Genomic DNA, 21,680 nt, shown 5'->3' with positions numbered 1-21,680 from the left:
AAAGGGGCGCGTTTTACTTGTCTAATCCCTAGCCGCGACCCCGTCCCAAAGGGCAGAACCGAGTCCAGTCAGGAAATTGAATGCGAAGCATGAGCACGAGCACCGCAACGTCCTCTGTCGAAATGCGACAGTCTGGTTGGCGAACCATTCGCCGGGTTGCGCCTTATATCTGGCCAAAAGATCCCAAATGGGTGCGCATCCGGGTCTGTCTGGCGATGGCTGTTCTGGTCCTGTCAAAGCTGGTCGCCGTCTACACGCCCGTTCTTTACAAAGGTGCGGTGGACCAACTGGCCGGAGAGGGCGTTTCTCCACTGGCGCTTGGGGCAATTGGTCTGACGGTTGCCTATGGTCTGGCGCGGGTGGCAACCATCGGGTTCCAGCAGTTAAGGGACGCGATTTTTGCGCCTGTTGCACAGCGGGCTTTGCGTCAGCTGGCGCTTGAAACCTTTACGCATATTCACCGTCTGTCGATGCGGTATCATATCACCCGGAAGACCGGTGGCTTGTCACGGATTATCGAGCGCGGTGTAAAGGGCGTGGAATTTCTTCTGCGTTTTCTAGTCTTTTCCATTGGTCCGCTGTTCCTGGAGCTGATCCTTGTCGCCGTTGTGCTCGCGGTGCTGTTTGATATTCGTTATCTCGCAATCGTTGTTGGCACGATCGGGGCCTATGTCTGGTTCACCTTTGCCATCACCGAATGGCGTGTGAAGCTGCGTCAAAAGATGAACGAGCAGGACACAGATGCGAACCAAAAGGCCATTGATAGCCTGCTGAACTATGAAACCGTTAAGTATTTTGTGGCCGAAGACCGCGAGGCCGCACGTTATGACGTCGCGATGAAGGGCTATGCGCAGGCTGCGCTCAAGACGGCATATTCCTTGGCGTTTTTGAACTTTGGGCAAAGCGTTATTATTACAGCGGGGCTGATTGGTGTAATGGTTCTAGCGGCGGTTGGGGTGCAGAACGGCGCACTGACGGTGGGCGACTTTGTAATGGTCAATGCCTATATGATTCAGATCACCGTGCCGCTGAACTTCCTGGGCACGGTCTATCGGGAAATTCGTCAAAGCCTTGTTGATATGGGGGAGATGTTTGACCTGTTGGAACAGCCCGCAGATGTGACAGACAAGCCGGATGCCAAGGCGCTGGCGGTCACTGAGGGTGCCATTACCCTAAAGGATTTGCGATTTTCTTATGATCCGGAACGCGAGATCCTGAAAGGTGTCTCTATGGAGGTTCCAGGGGGGCAGACCGTGGCGATTGTGGGATCAACCGGGTCTGGGAAGTCCACCATCGGAAGATTGTTGTTTCGGTTCTACGACGTGACCGGAGGCGCGCTTTTGATTGATGGTCAGGATGTGCGGGACGTCACCCAGAAAAGCCTGCATCAATCCATCGGTGTGGTGCCGCAGGATACGGTCCTGTTTAATGACAGTATCCGCTATAACATCGCTTATGGCCGCGACGGCGCGACTCAGGAGCAAGTTGAACAGGCCGCGCGCGATGCACAGATCCACGACTTTATTGCCAGCCTGCCGGACGGCTATGACACTGCAGTCGGCGAACGCGGCCTAAAGCTCTCGGGGGGGGAAAAACAGCGTGTTGGCATTGCACGTACGCTTTTGAAGAACCCTCCGATTCTTCTTCTGGATGAGGCGACATCGGCGCTGGATACGGACACCGAGCAAGAGATCAAAGAAGCTCTGGCCCGGGCTGGGCAGGGGCGTACGGTGATCACCATTGCCCACCGGCTGTCGACCGTAGCCGAAGCAGACAGGATTGTTGTGCTGGAACAAGGAAACATTGCCGAAGTTGGCACGCATGATGAACTTTTGGAAAAGGGCGGGCGGTATGCGCACCTGTGGCAGCGTCAGCAATCAGAGCAGGACGCCGCCTGAACCAATCCGGTGACATAACGGACGGTCTCCACACTCAGATTCTCCCTATGGATGAGCCGGTCTTGGCCGGTTCCAACCAACAGCATCGGCACGACTTGGCCTGTTGCCTCCGAGACGATTTGGAGGGGCGCTTTGCCGCCGGTGAAAAGGGGCGGCGCGCGCGTTCTGATGCCGGAAAACGCACATGTGCAGCTCGGCTCTCGCCGAGTGATCCCGCGCCACACTAAGGTCTCCTCAGCCAAGGGGCACAGCGCCTCTGGTTGTTTAACTTTCTAGTTTTTTGGAGAACCCCAATGACACGTTCTTTCTCTTTCGCTCTTGTTGCCAGCACATTGATCGCGGGCCCTCTGTTTGCGGGAAGCATTCCTGCGGATATGGACATCGACGGTAGCGGTACGCTGTCTCTGGAAGAGATGCAGGTGGCCTTTCCAACCATGTCTGCCGAAACTTTTGGCCTGATCGACGTAAACAGCGACGGTGAGGCCGATGACAGTGAAGTCTCGGCTGCAGTTGAAGCCGGGTATCTCGTGATCAGCGGCTAAAATCTTAGGCGTCGGAAACTCCCCCTCTGACGCCGCTCGCCATGACACTACCCCCCAAGCCACTGCCGTCATGGCCCGGGCCCTGCACAGCGTGCAGGGCTTTTGGCGTCTATATCTCTGCGTTGAAACGGGTGATCCAGTCCGCGTTCACCTCATCCGTGAGCGGTGCTACCGGAATATCGATGTCAAAGGCCATTTCTGGCGCGCAGCCAAGCCTCCGCCAAAATATGATGGGGGGCCGTGCTCAACGCGTCGTATTGTATCTCATGTGGCGTTATCCCTTCACGCTGAAACCAGTTTTTCCAGTCCCGGTCGTATTGCTCCATCGTGTCCACCGTATCCGCAATGGCCACAGGGTCGAAAACCGGATCCGCTGGCGGGGCGATGCGTTCCAGTTCATCGCCATTTGCGGCTCGATGCCACAGACCTGTTTGCTGTGCCTTCACATAGGACACAGCCTGCGCAACCTTGTCTTTCCGCGTCAGATACACAAAAAGGGTCGGCCCAAAGATTTGCTCTATCTGCTCGGATGTGCGGACGTGTGTAGAAAAGAGCTGCGACATGTGGCGTTCAAATGCATCGAAACTGTGCCGTTGAAGCCTGATCCCAGCGATATCACTGCGCCCACGTGCGCGCTCCTGTATCTCGGACAAAACTTTCGAAAAGCGCTGAATGTCTGACTGCTCTTGTGGCTCCGATGTTAAGTTGAGATCTTGTTCCCAATCCGCGAGCGATGGACCGTGAAAGTAGGATTTTGGCGTCCCTGCAACACCGGTTGCAGCGAGCATTTTGCAAAGCAATGTGCTGCCGCTGCGTGGCGACGTACAAATGAAATAGCTTTTGAAACGCAGCATTGGGCCTACCAATTAAGTTTTTTGCAAACGCAAAATGCGTTTAAGTTAAGGTGAGGTTAACCATCTAACTTAATGAATTTAAGACGATTTGTATAATTCGACCTGAGTGTCTTCCCTGATAGGGTATACCAGAAGCCGCTGATCTCCGCGATAACTTTGTTGACGCTTACACGTTCTGCTTGTTACCCAGAGCGCACGCAGGGGAGTCCCGCCGAGGGGACTGAGAGGCTGACAGGTGTTGAAACGCACCGGTGACGCGACCCTTTGAACCTGACCCAGTTGAGACTGGCGTAGGAAGCTAAAAGGGATCGTGAAACGGGGATTGTACGGCCTCGGACCGCGCGCTCTTTGACCCGCCGGGCCCCTGTACAGCCCGGATGCCTCCCGCCCAAAATCGCTGGTGACCTTTGTAGCCGCATCTTGCGGTTTTTGCTGGAGGAGCACCACATGAATGTCCCCAATCCCAAAATCACGACAGGTGGTTTACCTGCCTCGCGCAAGATCTATGTACCGGGCGAGATACATCCCGAAATCCGCGTTCCCATGCGCGAGATTTCAACCCATCCGACCGCAGGGGAGGCACCCCTTCCGGTCTATGACAGCTCTGGCCCTTATACAGACCCCGAGATCTTGACGGATATTCGCGAAGGGCTAAAGCCGCTGCGTGCAGACTGGATCCGCACGCGAGGTGATGTGGAAGAGTACCAGGGCCGCGCGGTCAAGCCCGAGGATAACGGCTTTGTCGAAGGGGTTCGTCTGGTTGCTGAATTTCCACGCGTTCCCAATCCTTTGCGCGGATCTTCTGATGTAGCGCCAACACAGCTTGCCTATGCCCGCGCCGGTATTATCACTCCCGAGATGGAGTTTGTTGCGATCCGCGAAAACCAGTTGCGGGAGACCTCGCCTTGCCACGCAGTGCGCGATGGCAATGATTTCGGGGCCAATATCCCCGACTATGTGACGCCGGAATTCGTCCGTCAGGAAATTGCAGCGGGGCGCGCCATTATCCCGGCCAATATCAATCATCCTGAGCTGGAGCCGATGATCATCGGGCGCAACTTCCTTGTGAAGATCAACGCCAATATGGGAACTTCGGCCGTTACCTCGTCAATGGAGGAGGAGGTCGACAAGCTCGTCTGGGCGATCCGCTGGGGCGCTGATACGGTGATGGATCTGTCGACCGGCCGCAACATCCACAACACCCGCGAATGGATCATCCGCAATTCCCCGGTGCCCATCGGCACTGTTCCGATCTATCAGGCGCTTGAAAAGGTGAACGGCATAGCCGAGGACCTGACGTGGGAGGTGTTCCGCGACACGCTGATCGAACAGGCAGAGCAGGGGGTGGATTACTTTACCATCCATGCAGGTGTGCGACTGCATATGGTGCCGATGACAGCCGAGCGGGTTACAGGCATTGTTTCGCGCGGCGGTTCGATCATGGCCAAGTGGTGTTTGCACCATCACAAGGAGAGCTTCCTGTATGAGCATTTTGCGGAGATCTGCGACCTCTGCCGACAATATGATGTCTCCTTCTCATTGGGGGACGGGCTGCGCCCGGGATCAATTGCTGACGCCAATGACGCGGCACAGTTTGCAGAGTTGGAAACGCTTGGGGAACTGACCAAGATCGCCTGGGCCAAGGATTGTCAGGTGATGATCGAAGGGCCCGGCCATGTGGCCATGCACAAGATCAAGGAGAATATGGATAAGCAATTGGAGTGCTGTCACGAGGCTCCGTTCTATACGCTTGGGCCGCTCACCACGGATATTGCGCCGGGCTATGACCATATCACATCCGGCATTGGCGCGGCCATGATCGGTTGGTTCGGCTGTGCTATGCTATGTTACGTGACGCCCAAGGAGCATCTGGGCCTGCCGGACCGCGATGATGTGAAGACGGGTGTGATCACCTACAAAATTGCGGCTCATGCGGCTGATCTGGCCAAAGGGCTGCCAGGTGCGCAACGTCGTGATGATGCCCTGTCACGGGCGCGGTTTGAATTCCGCTGGGAGGATCAGTTCAACCTGTCTCTGGATCCGGATACAGCCCGAGAGTACCACGATCAGACCTTACCCAAAGAGGCGCATAAGGTGGCCCATTTCTGCTCCATGTGCGGCCCCAAGTTCTGCTCTATGCGGATCAGCCATGACATTCGCGCTGAAGCCCAGAAGGAAGGCATGGAGGCAATGGCCGCGAAATTCCGCGAGGGTGGCGAACTTTATGTGCCGCTGCACGCAGAAGACGCCTAGGGGCGGGGTGGCTCGTGCCGGAATAAGCCGGCCTTTGAGCAGCTCAGGTTTTGGCCTTTAAGGTTTGGCCAGTAGTTCTGGTGCGTCACAGCCGGAAAAGTGAAAGCCCCACCAGGATCTCTGGCGGGGCTTTCTTTTTGCGAGTGCGAGTGTTTGGGGGCGTTACTCAGCAGCGCGCAAAGGCTGGCTGGGGTTTGTCGGATCTGACGGCTTCTCCGCTTGGGACTTGCGAAGAGTGCCGTCCTCCCAAAGGATTTCAGTCTCCGCCAGCGCCTTGGTGTTCAGAGCTGTTTCGCGCTCCGAAGAGGGGGACGCACTCGACAGGCGTGCAAGGACACGTCCAAGGGCGGCCGCATAAGTGGTGATCCAGATGCGGATTGCCAGAAGCGATGGCGTCACAATCAATGTCAGGACCGTTGCGATACCCAATCCAAAGACCACCGCCGTGGCCAGCTGTTTCCACCACAGCGCGGTTGGGCTGTCGATGGTGTAGCCGCCATTGATGAAGTCAAGGCTGAGGCCAAACATCATCGGTGCCAGACCGGCCATTGTGGTAATGGTGGTCAGCAGAACAGGGCGGATCCGCTGTTGTGTGGTGCGAATGATCGCCTCGATCCGCGGCATCTGCTGGCTGTATTCCTGATAGGTGTCGATCAGAACAATATTGTTGTTCACCACGATCCCCGCCAGAGCAACGATCCCGGTCCCGGTCATAATGATCGAGAAGGGCTGCTGCATGACCATCATGCCGATCAACACCCCGGTGGTGGACAGGATAACCGCCAAAAGCACCAGGATCGAGTTATAGAAACTGTTGAACTGCGCCAGCAGGATCACGAACATCAGCGCCAAAGCACCTGCGAAGGCTTTGGACAGGAAGGCACCGGATTCCTCTTGCTCTTCCTGGTCGCCGGTCCATTCCCATGCGATGGATTTGTCAAAAGGACCTGTTTCCAGCCACTTTGTCAGGGCGGCAATACGCTCGTTGGCATTAACGGCCTCCAGGCGCCCACCGTTTTCCAGCGCGTCTTTGACCTCTTCGGCATTTTGAGCGCCGGTCAAGGCGGCAATGTTGAACCGATTGCCGTTTGGAGCCGTCAACGTTGCGTCACCATTGCCTTCGACCAATTTCAACAGCGCCAGCTCATTTGCTTCATCGCCTTCTCCCAGAACAAGCGCGGTCAGTCCTGGTTCAAAATCGGCTTTCACATCATAGTACCGCTGTTGGTCAACGCGGTCGATCTGGGCGATTTTTGGAACCGGTTTCCGGGTGATGAAGTTGGACAGGGGGACCGGGCCGCCCGGGGTCGGCACCTTCAGCGTATCCAGCGTCGACAGGACACGATCTTCGGCAGGCAAACGTACGCGGATTTCGCTTTCTTCGTCCGAACTGTCGGTGCGCATCTCGTCCAGCAGAATACCACGTGTCACCAGCTGGACCATCGCGCCAACAGTTGCAACATCCGCGCCATAGCGTCCAGCGCGGGCCACATCCACGTCGATCTCCCAGTCGATACCGGGCAGGGGCAAGCTGTCTTCCTGCTGCATCAGGCCCGGGGTCTCGTCGAATTTTTCTCGAGCAATCCGGGTTGCTTCCCGCAATGGTCCCCAGTCGTCCCCTTTGATCCGAAGGTGCACAGGTTTACCGGAAGATGGACCATCTTCGAGGGCGCGCAGCTCGACAATAAAGCCGGGAATATCAGCGACCATTTCATTGAGCTGGTCCATGACAAAGTCACCGTCATATTCTGACGCCGTCACTTCGCGCGTGAACCAGCCGTTCAGGACGCTTTCCTTTTCTTTGGGGCGTTCGTTCCACGGGATAATTTCGAATTGAACCTGGCCCACTGTGTCAGGCGGAACGGAAGCGCCAGAGCTGTCGGTGTCAAGGCCGCCATCGCCCGCAAAGGAGAAGACGTTGACTACGGCCGGATGCTGGGAAATCACATTCTCCGCAATCCGGACCATCTCGTCCTTTTCAGTCAGCGACAGGTTCCCCCGAGCGCGCACATAGGCGGTGGCTTGCTCTGGCTCCGTCTCGACAAAGAACTCAACACCATAGTTGTTTTCGCCAAAGGCTGTGAACACTTTGGAAATGCCGAAGCCCACAATAAGGATCATGACAAGCGGCATAACAGGATTGCCGACGATCATTTTGATAATCCAGCCAAAGCCGTTCAGTCGGAAGCCCGATTGGGGCTTCTCTTCCGGTGCCTGACGCTCCACCGCGGACAAGGTTACGGATGCCGCAAAAGCCGAAATGGAAAACACGACGGCACCTAAAAGCATCGGACCGATGCCCGAAGACCCTTCCGGCATAAGGTAGGCCGGATTCAGCATCTGCATAGCACCGGCAAACATACCAAAGAGCGAAACGGGCACCAGCAGCGCACGGACGATCCACGGCAGCTTTGCCCGCAGGAAATCAGCCATAAAGCCAAAGCTGCGGCTCATACGGCCAGAGACGCCGCCCATAACCGGCAGGTAGATCAGCGCCACAATCAGCGAGGCCGACAGAACAAAGATCAGCGTCACAGGCAGCATACCCATGAACTCACCCGGAACGCCGGGCCAGAACAGCATCGGTAAGAAGGCGCAGAGCGTGGTCGCCGTAGAGGACACGATCGGCCAGAACATGCGTTTTGCGGCCTCTACATAGGCGTGCATGGGGCCCACGCCTTCTTTGATGCGTTTGTCGGCGTATTCCACCACAACAATCGCGCCGTCCACGAGCATGCCCACCGCAAGGATCAGGCCGAACATCACGATGTTTGAAATGGTGATCCCCATCAGTGCAAGGAAGGCAAAGCACAACAGGAATGACGTTGGGATGGCAAAACCGACCAGCAGGGCCGCGCGGCTGCCAAGCGCCGACAGAACCACAATCATAACCAGAGCGATTGCCGTCAGGACCGAGCCCTCCAGCTGGCTGACCATAGATCCGACCTTGTAGCTTTGGTCGTTAGATGTGCCGACGGTGATTGCGGTCTGCAACTCCTCCGGCCAGCGGGACTTTGACACCTCTATGGTTTCCTTGACCTTCGCAACGGTGTCGATCAGGTTGAACCCTTTGCGCTTTACAACCTGCAACGCGATGGTGTTTTCACCATCAAACCGTGCAGTGCCTTCGCGGTCTTCAAAGGTAAAGTTGATCTCTGCCAATTCTCCGAGGGTTACCACACGGTCGCCGTTGGTCTTGATCGGCAGCTCATAGATATCCTGCACCTCGTCAAAGGTCGACGGAATCTTGACGGAAAAGGCGCCTTGTTCTGTGTCCACTTCACCGGCCGCGATCAGCTGGTTGTTGTTCTGGACCACCTCGATCAGTTCAAGCGCGGTGACGTTATAGGCTTCCAGCCGCAGCGGGTCGATGATCACTTCCACCATCTCTTCGCGCTTGCCCGCGATGCCCGCTTCCAGAACGGCATCCAGGGATTCCAGATCGTCCTGCAGGTTATTGGCAATTCGTGTCATCGTCCGTTCCGGCACATCACCGGTCAGGTTCACAATCACGATCGGGAATTCAGAGAAGTTGATTTCGGTAATCGTGTACTTCTCGGCACCTTCCGGAAACTCGGCCTCGGCCGTATCCATGGCGTCGCGGATGTCGGCGATGATGGCCGTTTTATCCCAGCCAAAGTCAAACTCCAGTGCGACACCGGCATAGCCTTCCGCAGCGGTTGACGTCATCGTGTCCAAACCGTCCAGATCGGACAGCTCCGTTTCCATCACTTTAACCAGCAATGTCTCAGAATCTTCGGCAGAAATGCCGGGGAAGGGGACCGAGATAAAGATAGCCGGGATTTCAATATCCGGCTCACCTTCCTTGGGAAGCGCAGAATAGGCAAAGCCCCCCACCAGAAGGGAGATCACGATAAAGGCGATCACCATTCGGGCGCGATCAGCAGCCCAGTTTACAATGCCTGTCATCTCAGAACGCCTCTTTGTATGTGGCGACCACGGATACGCCGTGAGTTACAAAATCCTGACCAACAACAATTACGTCTGCCTTGTCCGGTAGACCGGCCAGCCATACCCCGTCGATTTCGTCCCGCAACAGCTTTACCGGTACAAATTCGACCTTGCTGTCCGCGCCAACGATGCGAACGCCCAGGCGACCGTCTTTGTTCAGGGTGAGTGACGATTGAGGCAGCTTGTGCGCCTGCGCGCCATCGGCGGCAATGACGATGTCTGCTGTCTGACCGTCGCGGATCTTCAGATCGGGGTTCGCGACAACGATGTCGATCTCAAACGTACGGGTTTCAGGGTCGGCTGAGCGGCTGACAAAGGTCACCTGACCCTGAACATCAGCGCCTGTGGCCAGTGTAGCCGTGGCAATGGCCCCAACTGCGACGCGGTCGACTTCCGCCTCCGGGACATAGCCAACCAGTTTGATTTCATCCAGCTGGATAACAGTGGCGCAAAGTTCGCCCGGTTGCATCAAGCTGCCAAGCTCTGCGGTGTCGCTTTCCAGCAGGCCGTCAAACGGGGCCTTGATGGTCAGGCGATCCATTTCCTTTTCGGCTTCGCTAACGGTTGCAGCGGCGGCTTCAACGCCGGCGGCAGATGTTTCCAGTCCGGATTGTGCGCTTGCAATGGCTGCGACCGCCGTGCGCTCGGCGGCTTCGGCTGCGGCCAAACGTGTTTCAGAGGCAAAACCGCCTTCGGACAGTTTCTGTGCCGCGACCAAGTTGATTTCAGCTTCCTTCAGCAAGGCATGCGCTTCTTCCAAACGCGCCTGCGCTTCCGGCTGTTTTGCCTTGGCTTCTGACAGGCGTGCGCGCGCTTCTGACAGCTGCGCCGGGCGTGTGCCGGGATCCAGAACGCAGAGCTCCTCTCCGGCCTTGACCTGCATGCCCTTGCGCAGCGGCGGGTTGATCACGGTCGCGGTTGTCTCGGCGCGCACCTCAACCTGGCGCTTTGCTTCGGTGCGCCCTCTTAGGACCACGGCGCTGTCGATCTCGCGGGCGGTGCTTTGAATTGCAACAACACGTACACGTTTTTCGCCGGCTTCTGGAACTGTCTCCGCGTCTGTTGCTTCTTCTGCTTGCGCCTCGGTTGCGGTCTCGTCGGTGTTGCGCGCAAAGGCGAGTAGAGAATCGCGCTCAATCACGAGCATGTAAAGGAACGCCGTAACAAGAATGGCGGTCAAAATGGGTATGAGACGCATAGTCGTGAGTCCTGTAAAAATGGGACAGCGCAACTTCGATAAGAAATGGGCTTTCCAGACAGTAGATTCGCGCGAATCGAAACTCGGCAGGTTCCGTATATGCACAGACCGTTCTAAACTAAGTAGTTTAGATCACATTTGAAACGCAAAGATACATTTTTCTTGCGGCCTGCACGACATCGCGCCACTTGGCTTAGACAAAAGGGCAGGGTAAGACGTCCCGACAGCTTGCAGACGTGCCGACCCGTTTCGGCAATCCGAAGGGAGTTCCGGATGAGCGATACCGACAGTTTCATCGACGAGGTGACCGAAGAGGTCCGCCGCGACCGGCTATATCAGGTTTTGCGCCGTTATGGTTGGATTGGTGCCGTATTGGTGGTCGCAATCGTTGGAGGAACCGCGTTCCGCGAGATTAACCGCGCCAAGGAAGAGGCTTCCGCGCAGGAGCTAGGCGATGCAATGATCAAAGCACTGGAACCCGCTGAAGCGGTTGAGCGTGCGGCGCTGCTGGCAAATGTTTCAGCAGAAGACGTGGCTCAGCAGATGCTGGTCGATATGGCTCGTGCAGGTGCTTTTGTCGAAGCTGGTTCCACCCAGGACGCAATTTCACTGTATCAGGGGATTGCTTCCAATGGTGATGTGGATGTGGTCTATCGTCACATCGCCTCCTTCAAAGCGCTGACATTGCAGGGAGATGCGCTCAGCATTGATGAACGTCGTCTGCAATTCAACGCATTGGCGGCGCCTGGTGCGCCGCTTGCGCATCTGGCTGCTGAGCAGCTGGCGCTTCTGGAAATAGAAGGGGGCAACACCGAAGCGGCGATTGCGCTTCTGCAGACTTTGCTGGATGACGCAACGACATCTGTGGACCTCCAGGACCGCGCGCGCCAGCTTATCGTGGCGCTTGGCGGTGTGCCTCAGTAAAAGACTGCTTTGGGCGGATGATTAACGAAGGTTGATTAACCGCCTCACTTTGTGTGAAAAAACCGCTGACGTTCGAAGACAAAGGGCCGGTAATGAAACAGGCGTTCTCGATTTCCCGATTGGGTCACATTCTATGTGGCACCGCTTTTGCGCTGGTCCTTGTTGGATGTACCGAAAAAGAAGCGGTTCTGCAGGGGGTCCGCGAACCCATCCGCCCGGATGAGGTGGTAAAGACTGAAAACCAGTCCCGCGCGATCAAGCTGGCGCAGCAGACAAATAACAAGTCCTGGCCGCAGTCGCATGGGACCGCGCAGTTCCGTACGGCTCATCCGGCTTTGTCTGCGGCTCCGTCCCAGATTTGGTCTGTCAGCATTGGAACGGGTGATGAACGTCGCCAGCGGATTACAGCGCAGCCCATTGTGGGCGATGGTCGTATCTACACGCTGGACAGTGGCGGCAAAGTGTCTGCGGTTGCGCCGTCGGGTCAGATCCTTTGGCAAACAGATATTATCCCGTCTACCGATGACGAAGGCCAGGCAACCGGCGGTGGCCTCGCTTTTGACAATGGCGTTGTTTACGTCTCCTCCGGCTTTGGGGTTCTGACCGCAATCAAGGCGTCCAGCGGTGAAGAAATTTGGCGTCAGGAGCTGGATGCAACCGGATCCGGTCAACCGCTGGTGCGGGATGGATTGGTGTATCTTGTGGCTGGCGACGACACCGGTTGGGCGATCCGCAGCAAGGACGGCCGCATTGCCTGGCAGATCAAGGCAACCCCAAGTCCCGCCAATGTCCTCGGGGCTCCGGCGCCGGTGTTGACCAAAGACCTGGCTGTATTTGCCTTTGGTTCTGGTGATTTGACGGCGACTTTCCGCAAAGGTGGGTTCCAGCGTTGGAATGCCTCTATCGGGGGCGAACGGACCGGCAGCACGGTTGGCACGATCAACGATGTCACCGGCGGTCCGGTTGTTGTAGGGAAACGGATCTTTGTGGGCAACCACGGCGGACGCACCGCGGCCTTTGACGCTGAAAGCGGCCTGCGTATCTGGACGGCGCGCGAAGGTGCGTTGGGTCCTGTCTGGCCGGCCGGGGGCAGCCTGTTCCAGGTAAGTGATACAAACCGTCTTCTGCGTCTTGACGCTGACACAGGAGAGGTCATCTGGTCCGTTCGACTGCCGGGTTTTGTCAAAGACAAACCGCGCAAACGGGGGGAAGTGGTTGCAAGCTACGGTCCGGTTTTGGCTGGCGGTCAGGTTATTGTTGCGTCCAATGACGGTTTTCTGCGATTTTACGACCCGACTGATGGCAGCCTGAAACGTCAGGTGGAAATCGACGGAGGAGCCACCACGGCACCTGTTGTTGCAGGCCAAACTCTATACGTTGTGTCGACCAAAGGCGAACTCCACGCTTTCCGTTGACGCAAAGATGCGCTATGGGGCGCGTCTGATACCGCTGAAAGTGTGAAACCATGTCCTTTACCCTGGCCATTGTGGGCCGCCCAAACGTGGGCAAATCAACCCTGTTCAACCGTTTGGTTGGAAAAAAGCTGGCTCTGGTCGATGATCAACCGGGGGTGACCCGTGACCTGCGCGAGGGGGAAGGCAAGCTTGGCGATCTGCGGTTCACCGTGATCGACACCGCCGGTTTGGAGGACGCCACCGACAATTCGCTGGAAGGGCGGATGCGCCGTCTGACCGAACGTGCGGTGGATATGGCCGATATCTGCCTGTTTATGATTGATGCCCGTACCGGTGTGACGCCAACAGATGAGCTCTTTGCCGATATTCTGCGCCGCAAGTCCGCTCATGTGATCCTCGCGGCAAACAAGGCTGAAGGCAATGCAGCCGAGGCTGGCGTGTTGGAAGCCTATGGGCTGGGTCTGGGAGAGCCGTTGCGCCTGTCTGGTGAACACGGTGAAGGCATGCCGGATCTGTATTCTGTCCTGATGCCGCTGGCGGAGAAATTTGAAGCCCAGGCCGTGGACAACAATCCTGTTGTCGATGTGGACCTGGAGGACGAAGACGACTGGGACGAAGAGACTGAATATGAAGTCCCGATGCCAACCGCAGAGAAACCATTGCAGGTTGCCGTCATCGGACGCCCTAATGCGGGCAAATCCACTCTGATCAACAAGATCCTTGGCGAAGATCGTCTGCTGACCGGCCCCGAAGCAGGGATTACCCGTGATGCCATCTCCCTGAAGGTCGAGTGGAACGACGTGCCAATGCGGATTTTTGACACCGCTGGTATGCGCAAAAAGGCAAAGGTCCAGGAAAAACTGGAAAAGCTGTCTGTCTCGGACGGTCTGCGTGCGGTCAAGTTTGCTGAGGTTGTGGTGGTCCTGCTCGACGCTGCGATCCCGTTCGAGCAACAAGACCTGCGCATTGCGGATCTGGCCGAACGGGAAGGGCGCGCCGTGATCATCGCCGTCAACAAATGGGACGTCGAGGATGAAAAGCAGGAGAAGCTGAAAACTCTGAAAGAGAGTTTTGAACGTCTCCTGCCGCAGCTGCGTGGCGCGCCTCTGATTACGGTTTCTGCCAAAACGGGTCGGGGTCTGGATCGTCTGAACGATGCCATCATCCGGGCGTATAAAGTCTGGAACCGCCGTATTCCCACTGCTGCACTCAATCGCTGGCTGACCGGGATGTTGGAACAGCACCCGCCGCCTGCACCGCAGGGCAAGCGGATCAAGATGCGTTACATAACCCAAGCCAAAACCCGCCCACCGGGATTTGTTGTGATGTGTTCGCATCCCGATAAGGTTCCGGCGGCATATTCCCGCTATTTGGTGAATGGGCTGCGGCAGGATTTTGAAATGCCGGGAACGCCGATCCGTCTGACACTGCGCGGTCAGGGCGATAAAAACCCCTATAAAGGGCGCAAAAAAGCTCCTCCATCAAAGCTGCGAAAGCACCTGGAAGGGCGCAGAAGCTAACCTACTTTCGGCAAGAACATTAATAATGTGCGGGCGCTCTAATCGGGCGCCCTCATTTGTTGTTTAGTCACCTCTCCAAAAGGGGGCACGCAAAACATCGCTCATCCAATTTGGTGGGGGTAACAAAATAGAGGGCCAGGTGTAGAAACTTGACTGGTGAAGGCCTATTTTATGTTTTGTTGATCGTGAGCAGGTGCTTGGATGGATTTGCGCGCACATACACGGAAATTTTGCGATAAAGACAATCGGCTGGCCGCTGCCAGTTATTTCGGAACTTTTGCCGTTTACTTCCTGTCGCTTTATGTTGCCATTACCCAAATGGAACATTGGTATCTGATGCTGCCAGCCGGAGTGGTCTTCTCCTTTGCAGCGGTGCGTCTTTATGTTTTGCAACATGATACCGGGCACCACTCGCTGTTCGAGACCCGGTTGCAGAACGAAATTGCGGGTCACGTTCTGTCCCCTTTTACTTTTGCGCCGTTTGAGGTGATGAAGCAGAACCACAACCTGCATCATTCATACGTTGGAAATCTTGAACATCGAGACTCCGGCGAAATTCACACTATGACGTTGGCAGAATGGGAAACCGCGAATTGGCAAAGCAGACTGCTTTATCGTCTGTATCGCAGCCCTTTCATTCTGGTACCGCTGGGGGCCGCCTTTATCTATTTTGTCCGGTATCGTTGGCCCAAGAACACGCTGCGGTTCGGTGTTGTAGGCGTTTTGGCGCATAACCTGGTCATCGTCTCTCTTCTTTACACCCTGTTTCGATTGGCGGGTGCAGAAGGGGTTTTGATCTGGCTGGCGTTCTCATTCCTGGGCGGGATGATCGGCGTTTTGCTTGTGTATCTGCAACATAACTTTGAAGATACTTATTGGGACCGACGCCCCGATCTGAACCCGGTTGAAGCCGCCTTGGAAGGATCTTCCTGTCTCGACTTTGGTTGGTTCTTTGACATGATGGTGGCCAATATCACGTTGCACGATATCCACCACTTCAATGCCCGTATACCGTCCTACAGGCTGCGCCGCTGTCACTACAGTCTGCCCGATGACGTCGCGCCCAGGCGTATAAAGTTCAGCGAAGCAATCCGCGCTTTGACCCTCAAACTTTGGGATGAAGAGAAAAAACGTCTTGTCCCCTTTCCAAAACACTTATGATAGATGATATTATGACGTCATTTCGTCAATAAAACTATCACGGTTGAAAGGAGCAGGGAGATGACAACGCTGTTGAAAATTGCAGGCGTCGGGCCGGCATTGGCAAAGGCGCTGACGGCTAACAAGCTGACATCGGCAGAGGCAATTGCAAGTCTGAGCATTGGGGAACTTTCGGAAATTCCCGGTATCGGCGCGCGTCGTGCCCCTAAGTTAAAAGAAGCCGCGGCGGCGGCTGTGGCGGCAGAAGGGGGCGGCGCAAAACCCGTTGCGGTTACAGCTGTGCCCCGTAAAACGGCTGCCAAACCAGCCAGCCAGAAAAAACCAGCCGCCCGCAAGACGGCCGCGCGTTCGGCTGCCAAGCCTGTGGCCAAACCTGTGGCCTCAAAACCCAAAACACCTTCATTGAGCGAAGCCCTGGCCGTTGCTGAGGCCGCCCGCGCCGCCGCTGAAGAAAAAGCGGCCAAGGCTGAACAGAAGGCAAAGAAGGCCCAAAAGAAGGCGGCCGCCCTGATGGCTGAATTTGCCCTAGCTAAAGAAACGGCGAAGAAAAAAGCCAAAAAGAAAAAGGGCAAAGCCAAGAAAGAGATCGCCAGTGAGAAGGCAAAGGGCGCGTCTATCCTCGCGGCCAAACGGTCCAGGAAAAGTCGGAAGGACAAAAAATAACCGGCCCCTTGCGGCGCCGGTTGCTTCGTTTTGGCTGTGGCTGGTCTGTTATCAGACCAGCTTGCCCTCGGCGCTGAGGGTCAGTTTGCCGCCCAGATAGGGGGACAGGGCTTCGGGCAGTTTGACAGAACCGTCTTCTTGCTGGCCGTTTTCAAGAACCGCAATCAGGCAGCGACCGACTGCAAGGCCAGAGCCGTTCAATGTATGTACGAACTCGGGCTTGCCACCCTCGGACGGTTTGAACCGCGCATTCATACGGCGGGCCTGGAAATCACCGGTGGTGGAGACCGAAGAGATCTCACGGTAGGTGTTCTGGCCCGGCACCCAGGCTTCGATGTCAAACGTACGACGCGCGCCAAAGCCCATGTCGCCGGTGCACAGGATCACAGTGCGATAGGGCACGCCCAGTTTCTCCAGAATGCCTTCGGCACAGCGCAACATGCGCTTTTGTTCTTCGTCAGACTTGTCCGGATGCACGATCGAGACCATCTCGACCTTTTCGAACTGGTGCTGGCGCAGCATGCCCGACGTGTCACGCCCGGCGCTGCCTGCTTCGGAGCGGAAACACAGGGTATGGGCGGTGTAGCGTTGCGGCAGGTCTGCTTCTTCCAGCATCTCATCAGCGACGGAATAGGTCAGCGGCACCTCGGAGGTGGGCACCAGCCACCAGCCGTTTGTGGTCTGATAGCTGTCCTCGCCAAATTTCGGCAGCTTATCGGTGCCGTACATGGCCTCATCGCGCACCAAGACGGGTGAGTTCACCTCAGTCAGGCCGTTTTCATCCACATGGGTGTCGACCATGAACTGAGCCAGGGCGCGGTGAATACGGGCAACCGCCCCTTTCAGCATCACAAAACGCGCGCCCGAAATTTTTGCAGCGGTTTCAAAATCCATCGACGCCGCAACGCCTTTGATCTCAAAGTGTTCTTTGGGGGTGAACGAAAACTCTGCAGGTTCGCTCCAACGGTTTACCTCAACGTTGTCGTCTTCATCTGCGCCATTTGGCACATCATCAGCAGGCGCGTTTGGGATGCGGGCCAGCATATCTGTCAGCTTGGCGTCCAGCTCTTTGGCCTCTGCCTGCATTGCAGCAACTTCGGCCTTTTTCTCGGACACAGCGGCGCGCAGGCGTTCAAATTCTTCGTTGTCGCCTTTGGCCTTGGCGGCACCAATGGCCTTGGCAGCCTTGTTCTGTTCCGCCTGTGCTTCTTCGGCAGCCTGAATTTTGCTGCGACGCTGTTCGTCCAGTGCCAGAATATCAGACGAGATCGACGCATCCCCACGCCGCGCCAAAGCGGCGTCGAAGGCGGTTGGATTTTCGCGGATTGCGCGAATGTCGTGCATGGTCTTGCTCCTGGCTAATTGAATCAATGCCTCATCCTATGCCGCACAGATGCGCAAAGGAAAAGGGGAGAGGCACGCAAAGCGCCAACTTGCTGCATTTGAACCAGAAGGCAGCGTTAACATCCGTTTATCAGTTGCGTTCTATCCGCCTTGCAAAGCCCAGAGCCAGAGCATAGGTTCCCGGAAAAATAATGGTGCGATTTGCGCACCTCTGACAGAAGGAATATCCCATGGAAGGCAGTGCGATCGCGCAATTTGTCCCCCTCATTCTGATTTTTGCCATTATGTACTTCCTGCTGATCCGTCCGCAGCAGAAGAAGATGAAAGAGCATCAGAAGATGGTTGAAGCACTGCGCCGGGGTGATCAGGTTGTGACCCAAGGTGGTGTGATCGGCAAAGTCGCCAAAGTAAAAGAAGACGGCGAAGTCGAAATCGAGATTGCGGAAGGTGTCAAAGTCCGCGTCGTGCAGTCCACGATTGCTCAGGTTCTGAACAAAACGGAACCGGCGGCGTAAGTCTTCTGTCCAACAAAACGAAAAGGCAGAGCTATGCTGCAAATTGATCTTTGGAAAAGGGTCATGATCGCGCTGGTTTGCGCGGTGGGCCTTTTGCTGGCTCTGCCGAATGCGTTTTATACGCAGGTAGAACAGTCAAATGACGCCGAGGCGGCGATTGTCGCTGCTGGCGAAACGCCGGAACGGTTGGAACAGGCGGCCCAGTGGCCGTCTTTTCTGCCGTCTGGTCTTGTAAATCTGGGTCTGGACTTGCGCGGCGGTGCGCATCTTCTGGCTGAGGTTCAGGTGGAAGACGTCTATGAGGCGCGTATGACGGCGCTTTGGCCCGAAGTGCGCAGCGCCCTGCGAGATGTGCGCGCTGAGGTGGGAACCTTCCGCCGTCAGCCGGGACCGGCGGATGAAATTCGGGTCAAACTGTCAAATCCGGAAGGCATGAGCACCGCGCTGAGCGTTCTGCGCGCGCTTGCAACTCCGGTTGTCACGCTGACCGGCGCTGGCGCCAATGATATCGAGGTCTCCGGGCAAGGTGACACTGTTACGATAACCCTTTCGGATGCGGAAAAGGTTGCCAGCGACGACCGTACCGTCCGCCAGGCGCTGGAAATTGTCCGTCGACGGATTGATGCCGTTGGCACCCGTGAACCGACGATCCAAAGGCAGGGTTCTGACCGGATACTGATACAAGTGCCGGGGCTCGGCTCAGCCTCTGAGCTAAAGATTATCATCGGTACTACTGCGCAACTGACCTTCAACCCGGTTGTCCGTCAGGGCACCGATGCAAATGCTGCGCCTGGTGTCGGCAACAAGGTTGTTCCCTCTCTGGACGAAGAGGGCGTTTATTACACCGTTGAAGCCGCACCTGTGGTGACGGGTGAGGAACTGGTGGATGCGCAGCCCTCGTTTGACGACTACGGCCGCCCTGCGGTGAGCTTCCGGTTCAACCCGGCAGGGGCCCGCAAGTTTGGCGACTACACGGCTGAAAACATCGGCTCGCCTTTTGCAATCCTGCTGGATGATGAGGTCGTATCGGCCCCTGTAATCCAATCCCATATTCCGAGTGGCAGCGGTATTATCACCGGCAACTTCTCCATCGAGGAAAGCACCAATTTGGCGGTCCTGCTGCGGGCTGGTGCCTTGCCAGCCGAGCTGACCTTTCTGGAAGAGCGCACCATCGGTCCCGAGCTTGGCCAGGACAGTATTGATGCGGGCAAGATCGCCACAATCGTGGCCTTTGTTGCGGTGCTGGTGTTTATGGCGCTGAGCTATGGTCTGTTTGGGATCTTTGCGAATATTGCGCTGTTGATCAACGTTGGCCTGATCTTTGGCGCGCTCAGCCTGATCGGCGGTACGCTGACATTGCCGGGGATTGCGGGCATCGTTCTGACCGTGGGTATGGCTGTGGACGCAAATGTTCTGATCTTCGAACGGATCCGCGAAGAGCTGAAAGCAGGCCGCGGCCCGGCGCGCTCTATTGACGAGGGCTACTCCAAAGCGCTCTCGGCCATTGTGGATGCAAACGTGACAACCTTTATAACAGCGGTGATCCTGTTTGTTATGGGCTCCGGTCCCGTGCGTGGTTTTGCCATCACCCTGGGTCTTGGCATTCTTACGTCGGTCTTCACCGCGATCTTTGTGACCCGCCTTCTGGTGGTCCTCTGGTTCGAGCGTCGCCGTCCCAAAACGATTGAGGTGTAACCCATGCGACTAAGACTTGTACCCGAGGAAACGTCGTTTAATTTCTTTGGCCGGTCCAAACTGTGGCTTGGTATCTCAGTCCTGTTGATCATTGTGGGTCTGACCTCCTTTGCGCTGCAGGGCCTTAACTTTGGCATCGATTTCCGAGGTGGGACGACAGTACGGACCGAATCCAGCCAAAGCGTGGATGTGGGGACTTACCGGACTGCAATGGCTCCGCTGGAACTGGGGGATGTCTCCATCACCGAGGTGTTCGATCCATCCTTTGCCGAAGACCAGCATGTGGCCATGATCCGCATCCAGGCGCAAGAGGGCGGCGAAGCCATCTCGGGCGACCAGATCCAAGCCCTTGAAACCGCACTGAGCGCTGTGGCCCCGGGCATCAAATTTGTGTCGGTCGAAAGCGTTGGTCCCAAGGTTTCGGGTGAGCTGATCTGGACCGCCGCACTGGCCGTCGGCCTCGCGATTGCGGCGGTTCTGGTCTATATCTGGCTGCGGTTCGAATGGCAGTTTGCCTTGGGCGCTGTTGCCGCACTTGTGCACGATGTGATCCTGACCATTGGCGTTTTCTCTGAATTGCAGATCAAATTCGACCTCGCAATCATCGCGGCGCTGCTGACCATCGTCGGTTATTCGCTAAACGATACAGTGGTTGTTTTTGACCGTGTGCGTGAAAATCTGCGCAAATACAAAAGCAAGGATCTGGCCGAAGTTCTGAACCTTTCGATCAATGAAACGCTCAGCCGGACAATGATGACCTCGGTCACAACTCTGATCGCGCTGATCTCTCTGTTTGTTCTGGGGGGGGATGTGATCCGCGGGTTTGTCTTTGCGATGATCTGGGGTGTTGTGGTCGGGACGTATTCTTCGATCTTTGTGGCGTCGATCATCCTCTTGCGTCTCGGCGTGAAGCGGGATTGGAATAAACCCTCGGCTCCCAGCGGCAACCAGTTTGCCAATATCGATGCCTGAGGCGTTTTTTAACGCCCTCGAAACACCAGGGTTTTGGTGGCTGATTGCCACTATCGGAGCCGCGGGTTTGATCCGCGGCTTCACTGGTTTTGGCACTGCGCTGATCTTTGTTCCGGTTGCCTCCCAATTTCTGAGTTTCACGGAAGTGATCCTTTTGATTACCCTGACCGGCATTGGCTCCATGGCGGCATTGGTGCCGCAGGCCTGGAAACAAGCTGACCGCAGCGAGGTGGGGGTGCTTGCCCTTGCGGCGGCTGTAACGGCGCCGGTTGGGGTATATCTTCTGGGGATCATAGACGTGCTGACCCTGCGTTGGATTGCGGCGGCGATCATCGCGGTTACGCTGGCGGCTGTCGTCTCGGGCTGGCGCTATCATGGCCGCCTGGGCGCGCCAGGGCGGCTGGGGGTCGGTGCTGCCTCCGGGCTGTTTGGCGGCATGACCGGGCTCACGGGGCCTGTGGTGATTGTCTTCTACCTCGCCAATGCACGCGACATCACCAAAGTGCGCGCCAATACGATCCTGTTTCTGGCGGCGCTGGATGTGGTTATCCTGGCCAACCTCATTCTGGGAGATCCCATCGCAGCACGCACGCTTTGGCTCGCGGTTTTGATCGGCGTCCCCTATGTCCTGGCCACAGTTCTGGGCAAAGCGGCTTTTGATCCGCGCTTTGAACGGGTTTACCGGCTGTCGGCCTATTCCGTGATTGCCCTGGCTGTGGTAACCAGTCTCCCAGTGTTTGACTGAAAGGACCCG

Annotated in this window: 16 protein-coding genes; 12 read left to right on the top strand and 4 right to left on the bottom strand. The window is 56.5% G+C overall.

Features of this window, described 5'->3' with window-relative positions:
• The first annotated feature begins 89 nt into the window (after positions 1-89).
• Together ACXAEW_RS16735 and ACXAEW_RS16730 are read left to right on the top strand one after the other, a co-directional pair.
• Positions 90-1,898 (top strand): ABCB family ABC transporter ATP-binding protein/permease, encoded by a 1,809-nt coding sequence (locus tag ACXAEW_RS16735; protein ID WP_474942407.1) that lies wholly within the window; start codon positions 90-92, stop codon positions 1,896-1,898.
• Between the two features lie 293 nt (positions 1,899-2,191).
• Positions 2,192-2,440, top strand: coding sequence for an EF-hand domain-containing protein (locus ACXAEW_RS16730; RefSeq protein ID WP_474942406.1), 249 nt, complete (start codon positions 2,192-2,194; stop codon positions 2,438-2,440).
• A gap of 185 nt (positions 2,441-2,625) precedes the next feature.
• Here ACXAEW_RS16730 and ACXAEW_RS16725 read toward each other — a convergent pair whose 3' ends face one another.
• Positions 2,626-3,294: a Stf0 family sulfotransferase gene (locus ACXAEW_RS16725; protein WP_474942405.1), complete on the bottom strand. Its 669-nt coding sequence runs from the start codon at positions 3,292-3,294 to the stop codon at positions 2,626-2,628.
• Positions 3,295-3,741: 447 nt separating this feature from the next.
• Here ACXAEW_RS16725 and thiC point away from each other — a divergent pair, with 447 nt between their 5' ends.
• Positions 3,742-5,547: a phosphomethylpyrimidine synthase ThiC gene (gene thiC / locus ACXAEW_RS16720; protein WP_474942404.1), complete on the top strand. Its 1,806-nt coding sequence runs from the start codon at positions 3,742-3,744 to the stop codon at positions 5,545-5,547.
• A gap of 162 nt (positions 5,548-5,709) precedes the next feature.
• On the opposite strand, the gene ACXAEW_RS16715 is transcribed toward thiC, so the two are convergent.
• Together ACXAEW_RS16715 and ACXAEW_RS16710 are read right to left on the bottom strand one after the other, a co-directional pair.
• Positions 5,710-9,477, bottom strand: a complete 3,768-nt coding sequence (locus tag ACXAEW_RS16715) for an efflux RND transporter permease subunit (RefSeq protein ID WP_474942403.1) — start codon at positions 9,475-9,477, stop codon at positions 5,710-5,712.
• Between the two features lies 1 nt (position 9,478).
• Positions 9,479-10,717: an efflux RND transporter periplasmic adaptor subunit gene (locus ACXAEW_RS16710; protein WP_474942402.1), complete on the bottom strand. Its 1,239-nt coding sequence runs from the start codon at positions 10,715-10,717 to the stop codon at positions 9,479-9,481.
• Between the two features lie 273 nt (positions 10,718-10,990).
• On the opposite strand from ACXAEW_RS16710, the gene ACXAEW_RS16705 reads away from it, so the two are divergent.
• The 5 genes from ACXAEW_RS16705 (at position 10,991) to ACXAEW_RS16685 (ending at position 16,400) form a co-directional block, all read left to right on the top strand.
• A complete protein-coding gene (locus ACXAEW_RS16705; protein ID WP_474942401.1) occupies positions 10,991-11,641 on the top strand; it encodes a hypothetical protein in 651 nt (216 codons plus the stop codon).
• Between the two features lie 92 nt (positions 11,642-11,733).
• A complete protein-coding gene (locus ACXAEW_RS16700; RefSeq protein WP_474942400.1) occupies positions 11,734-13,056 on the top strand; it encodes a PQQ-like beta-propeller repeat protein in 1,323 nt (440 codons plus the stop codon).
• A 50-nt stretch (positions 13,057-13,106) separates the two neighbouring features.
• Positions 13,107-14,576, top strand: a complete 1,470-nt coding sequence (gene der, locus ACXAEW_RS16695; RefSeq protein WP_474942399.1) for a ribosome biogenesis GTPase Der — start codon at positions 13,107-13,109, stop codon at positions 14,574-14,576.
• 201 nt (positions 14,577-14,777) lie between these two features.
• Positions 14,778-15,737, top strand: coding sequence for a fatty acid desaturase (locus tag ACXAEW_RS16690; protein WP_474942398.1), 960 nt, complete (start codon positions 14,778-14,780; stop codon positions 15,735-15,737).
• A gap of 60 nt (positions 15,738-15,797) precedes the next feature.
• Positions 15,798-16,400 carry a helix-hairpin-helix domain-containing protein gene (locus ACXAEW_RS16685; RefSeq protein ID WP_474942397.1) on the top strand — a complete coding sequence of 201 codons (603 nt, stop codon included), beginning with the start codon at positions 15,798-15,800 and terminating at the stop codon, positions 16,398-16,400.
• 51 nt (positions 16,401-16,451) lie between these two features.
• Here the strand turns inward: ACXAEW_RS16685 and serS are convergent, their stop codons facing one another.
• Positions 16,452-17,744, bottom strand: a complete 1,293-nt coding sequence (gene serS / locus ACXAEW_RS16680) for a serine--tRNA ligase (protein ID WP_474942396.1) — start codon at positions 17,742-17,744, stop codon at positions 16,452-16,454.
• A gap of 230 nt (positions 17,745-17,974) precedes the next feature.
• On the opposite strand from serS, the gene yajC reads away from it, so the two are divergent.
• From yajC to ACXAEW_RS16660, 4 genes are read left to right on the top strand one after another with little or no spacing between them, the layout of a single operon-like run.
• Complete coding sequence (gene yajC, locus ACXAEW_RS16675) at positions 17,975-18,259, top strand: preprotein translocase subunit YajC (RefSeq protein WP_474942395.1); 285 nt, start codon at positions 17,975-17,977, stop codon at positions 18,257-18,259.
• Between the two features lie 33 nt (positions 18,260-18,292).
• Positions 18,293-19,954: a protein translocase subunit SecD gene (secD, locus tag ACXAEW_RS16670; protein WP_474942394.1), complete on the top strand. Its 1,662-nt coding sequence runs from the start codon at positions 18,293-18,295 to the stop codon at positions 19,952-19,954.
• Between the two features lie 3 nt (positions 19,955-19,957).
• Positions 19,958-20,926 carry a protein translocase subunit SecF gene (secF, locus tag ACXAEW_RS16665; protein ID WP_474942393.1) on the top strand — a complete coding sequence of 323 codons (969 nt, stop codon included), beginning with the start codon at positions 19,958-19,960 and terminating at the stop codon, positions 20,924-20,926.
• Complete coding sequence (locus ACXAEW_RS16660; RefSeq protein WP_474942392.1) at positions 20,919-21,671, top strand: TSUP family transporter; 753 nt, start codon at positions 20,919-20,921, stop codon at positions 21,669-21,671. Before secF ends, ACXAEW_RS16660 begins: the two co-directional genes overlap by 8 nt.
• Positions 21,672-21,680: the final 9 nt, after the last annotated feature.

The organism is Epibacterium sp. ABZ3_068 (assembly GCF_056159265.1).
This window is presented reverse-complemented; position numbering and strand designations above follow the sequence as displayed.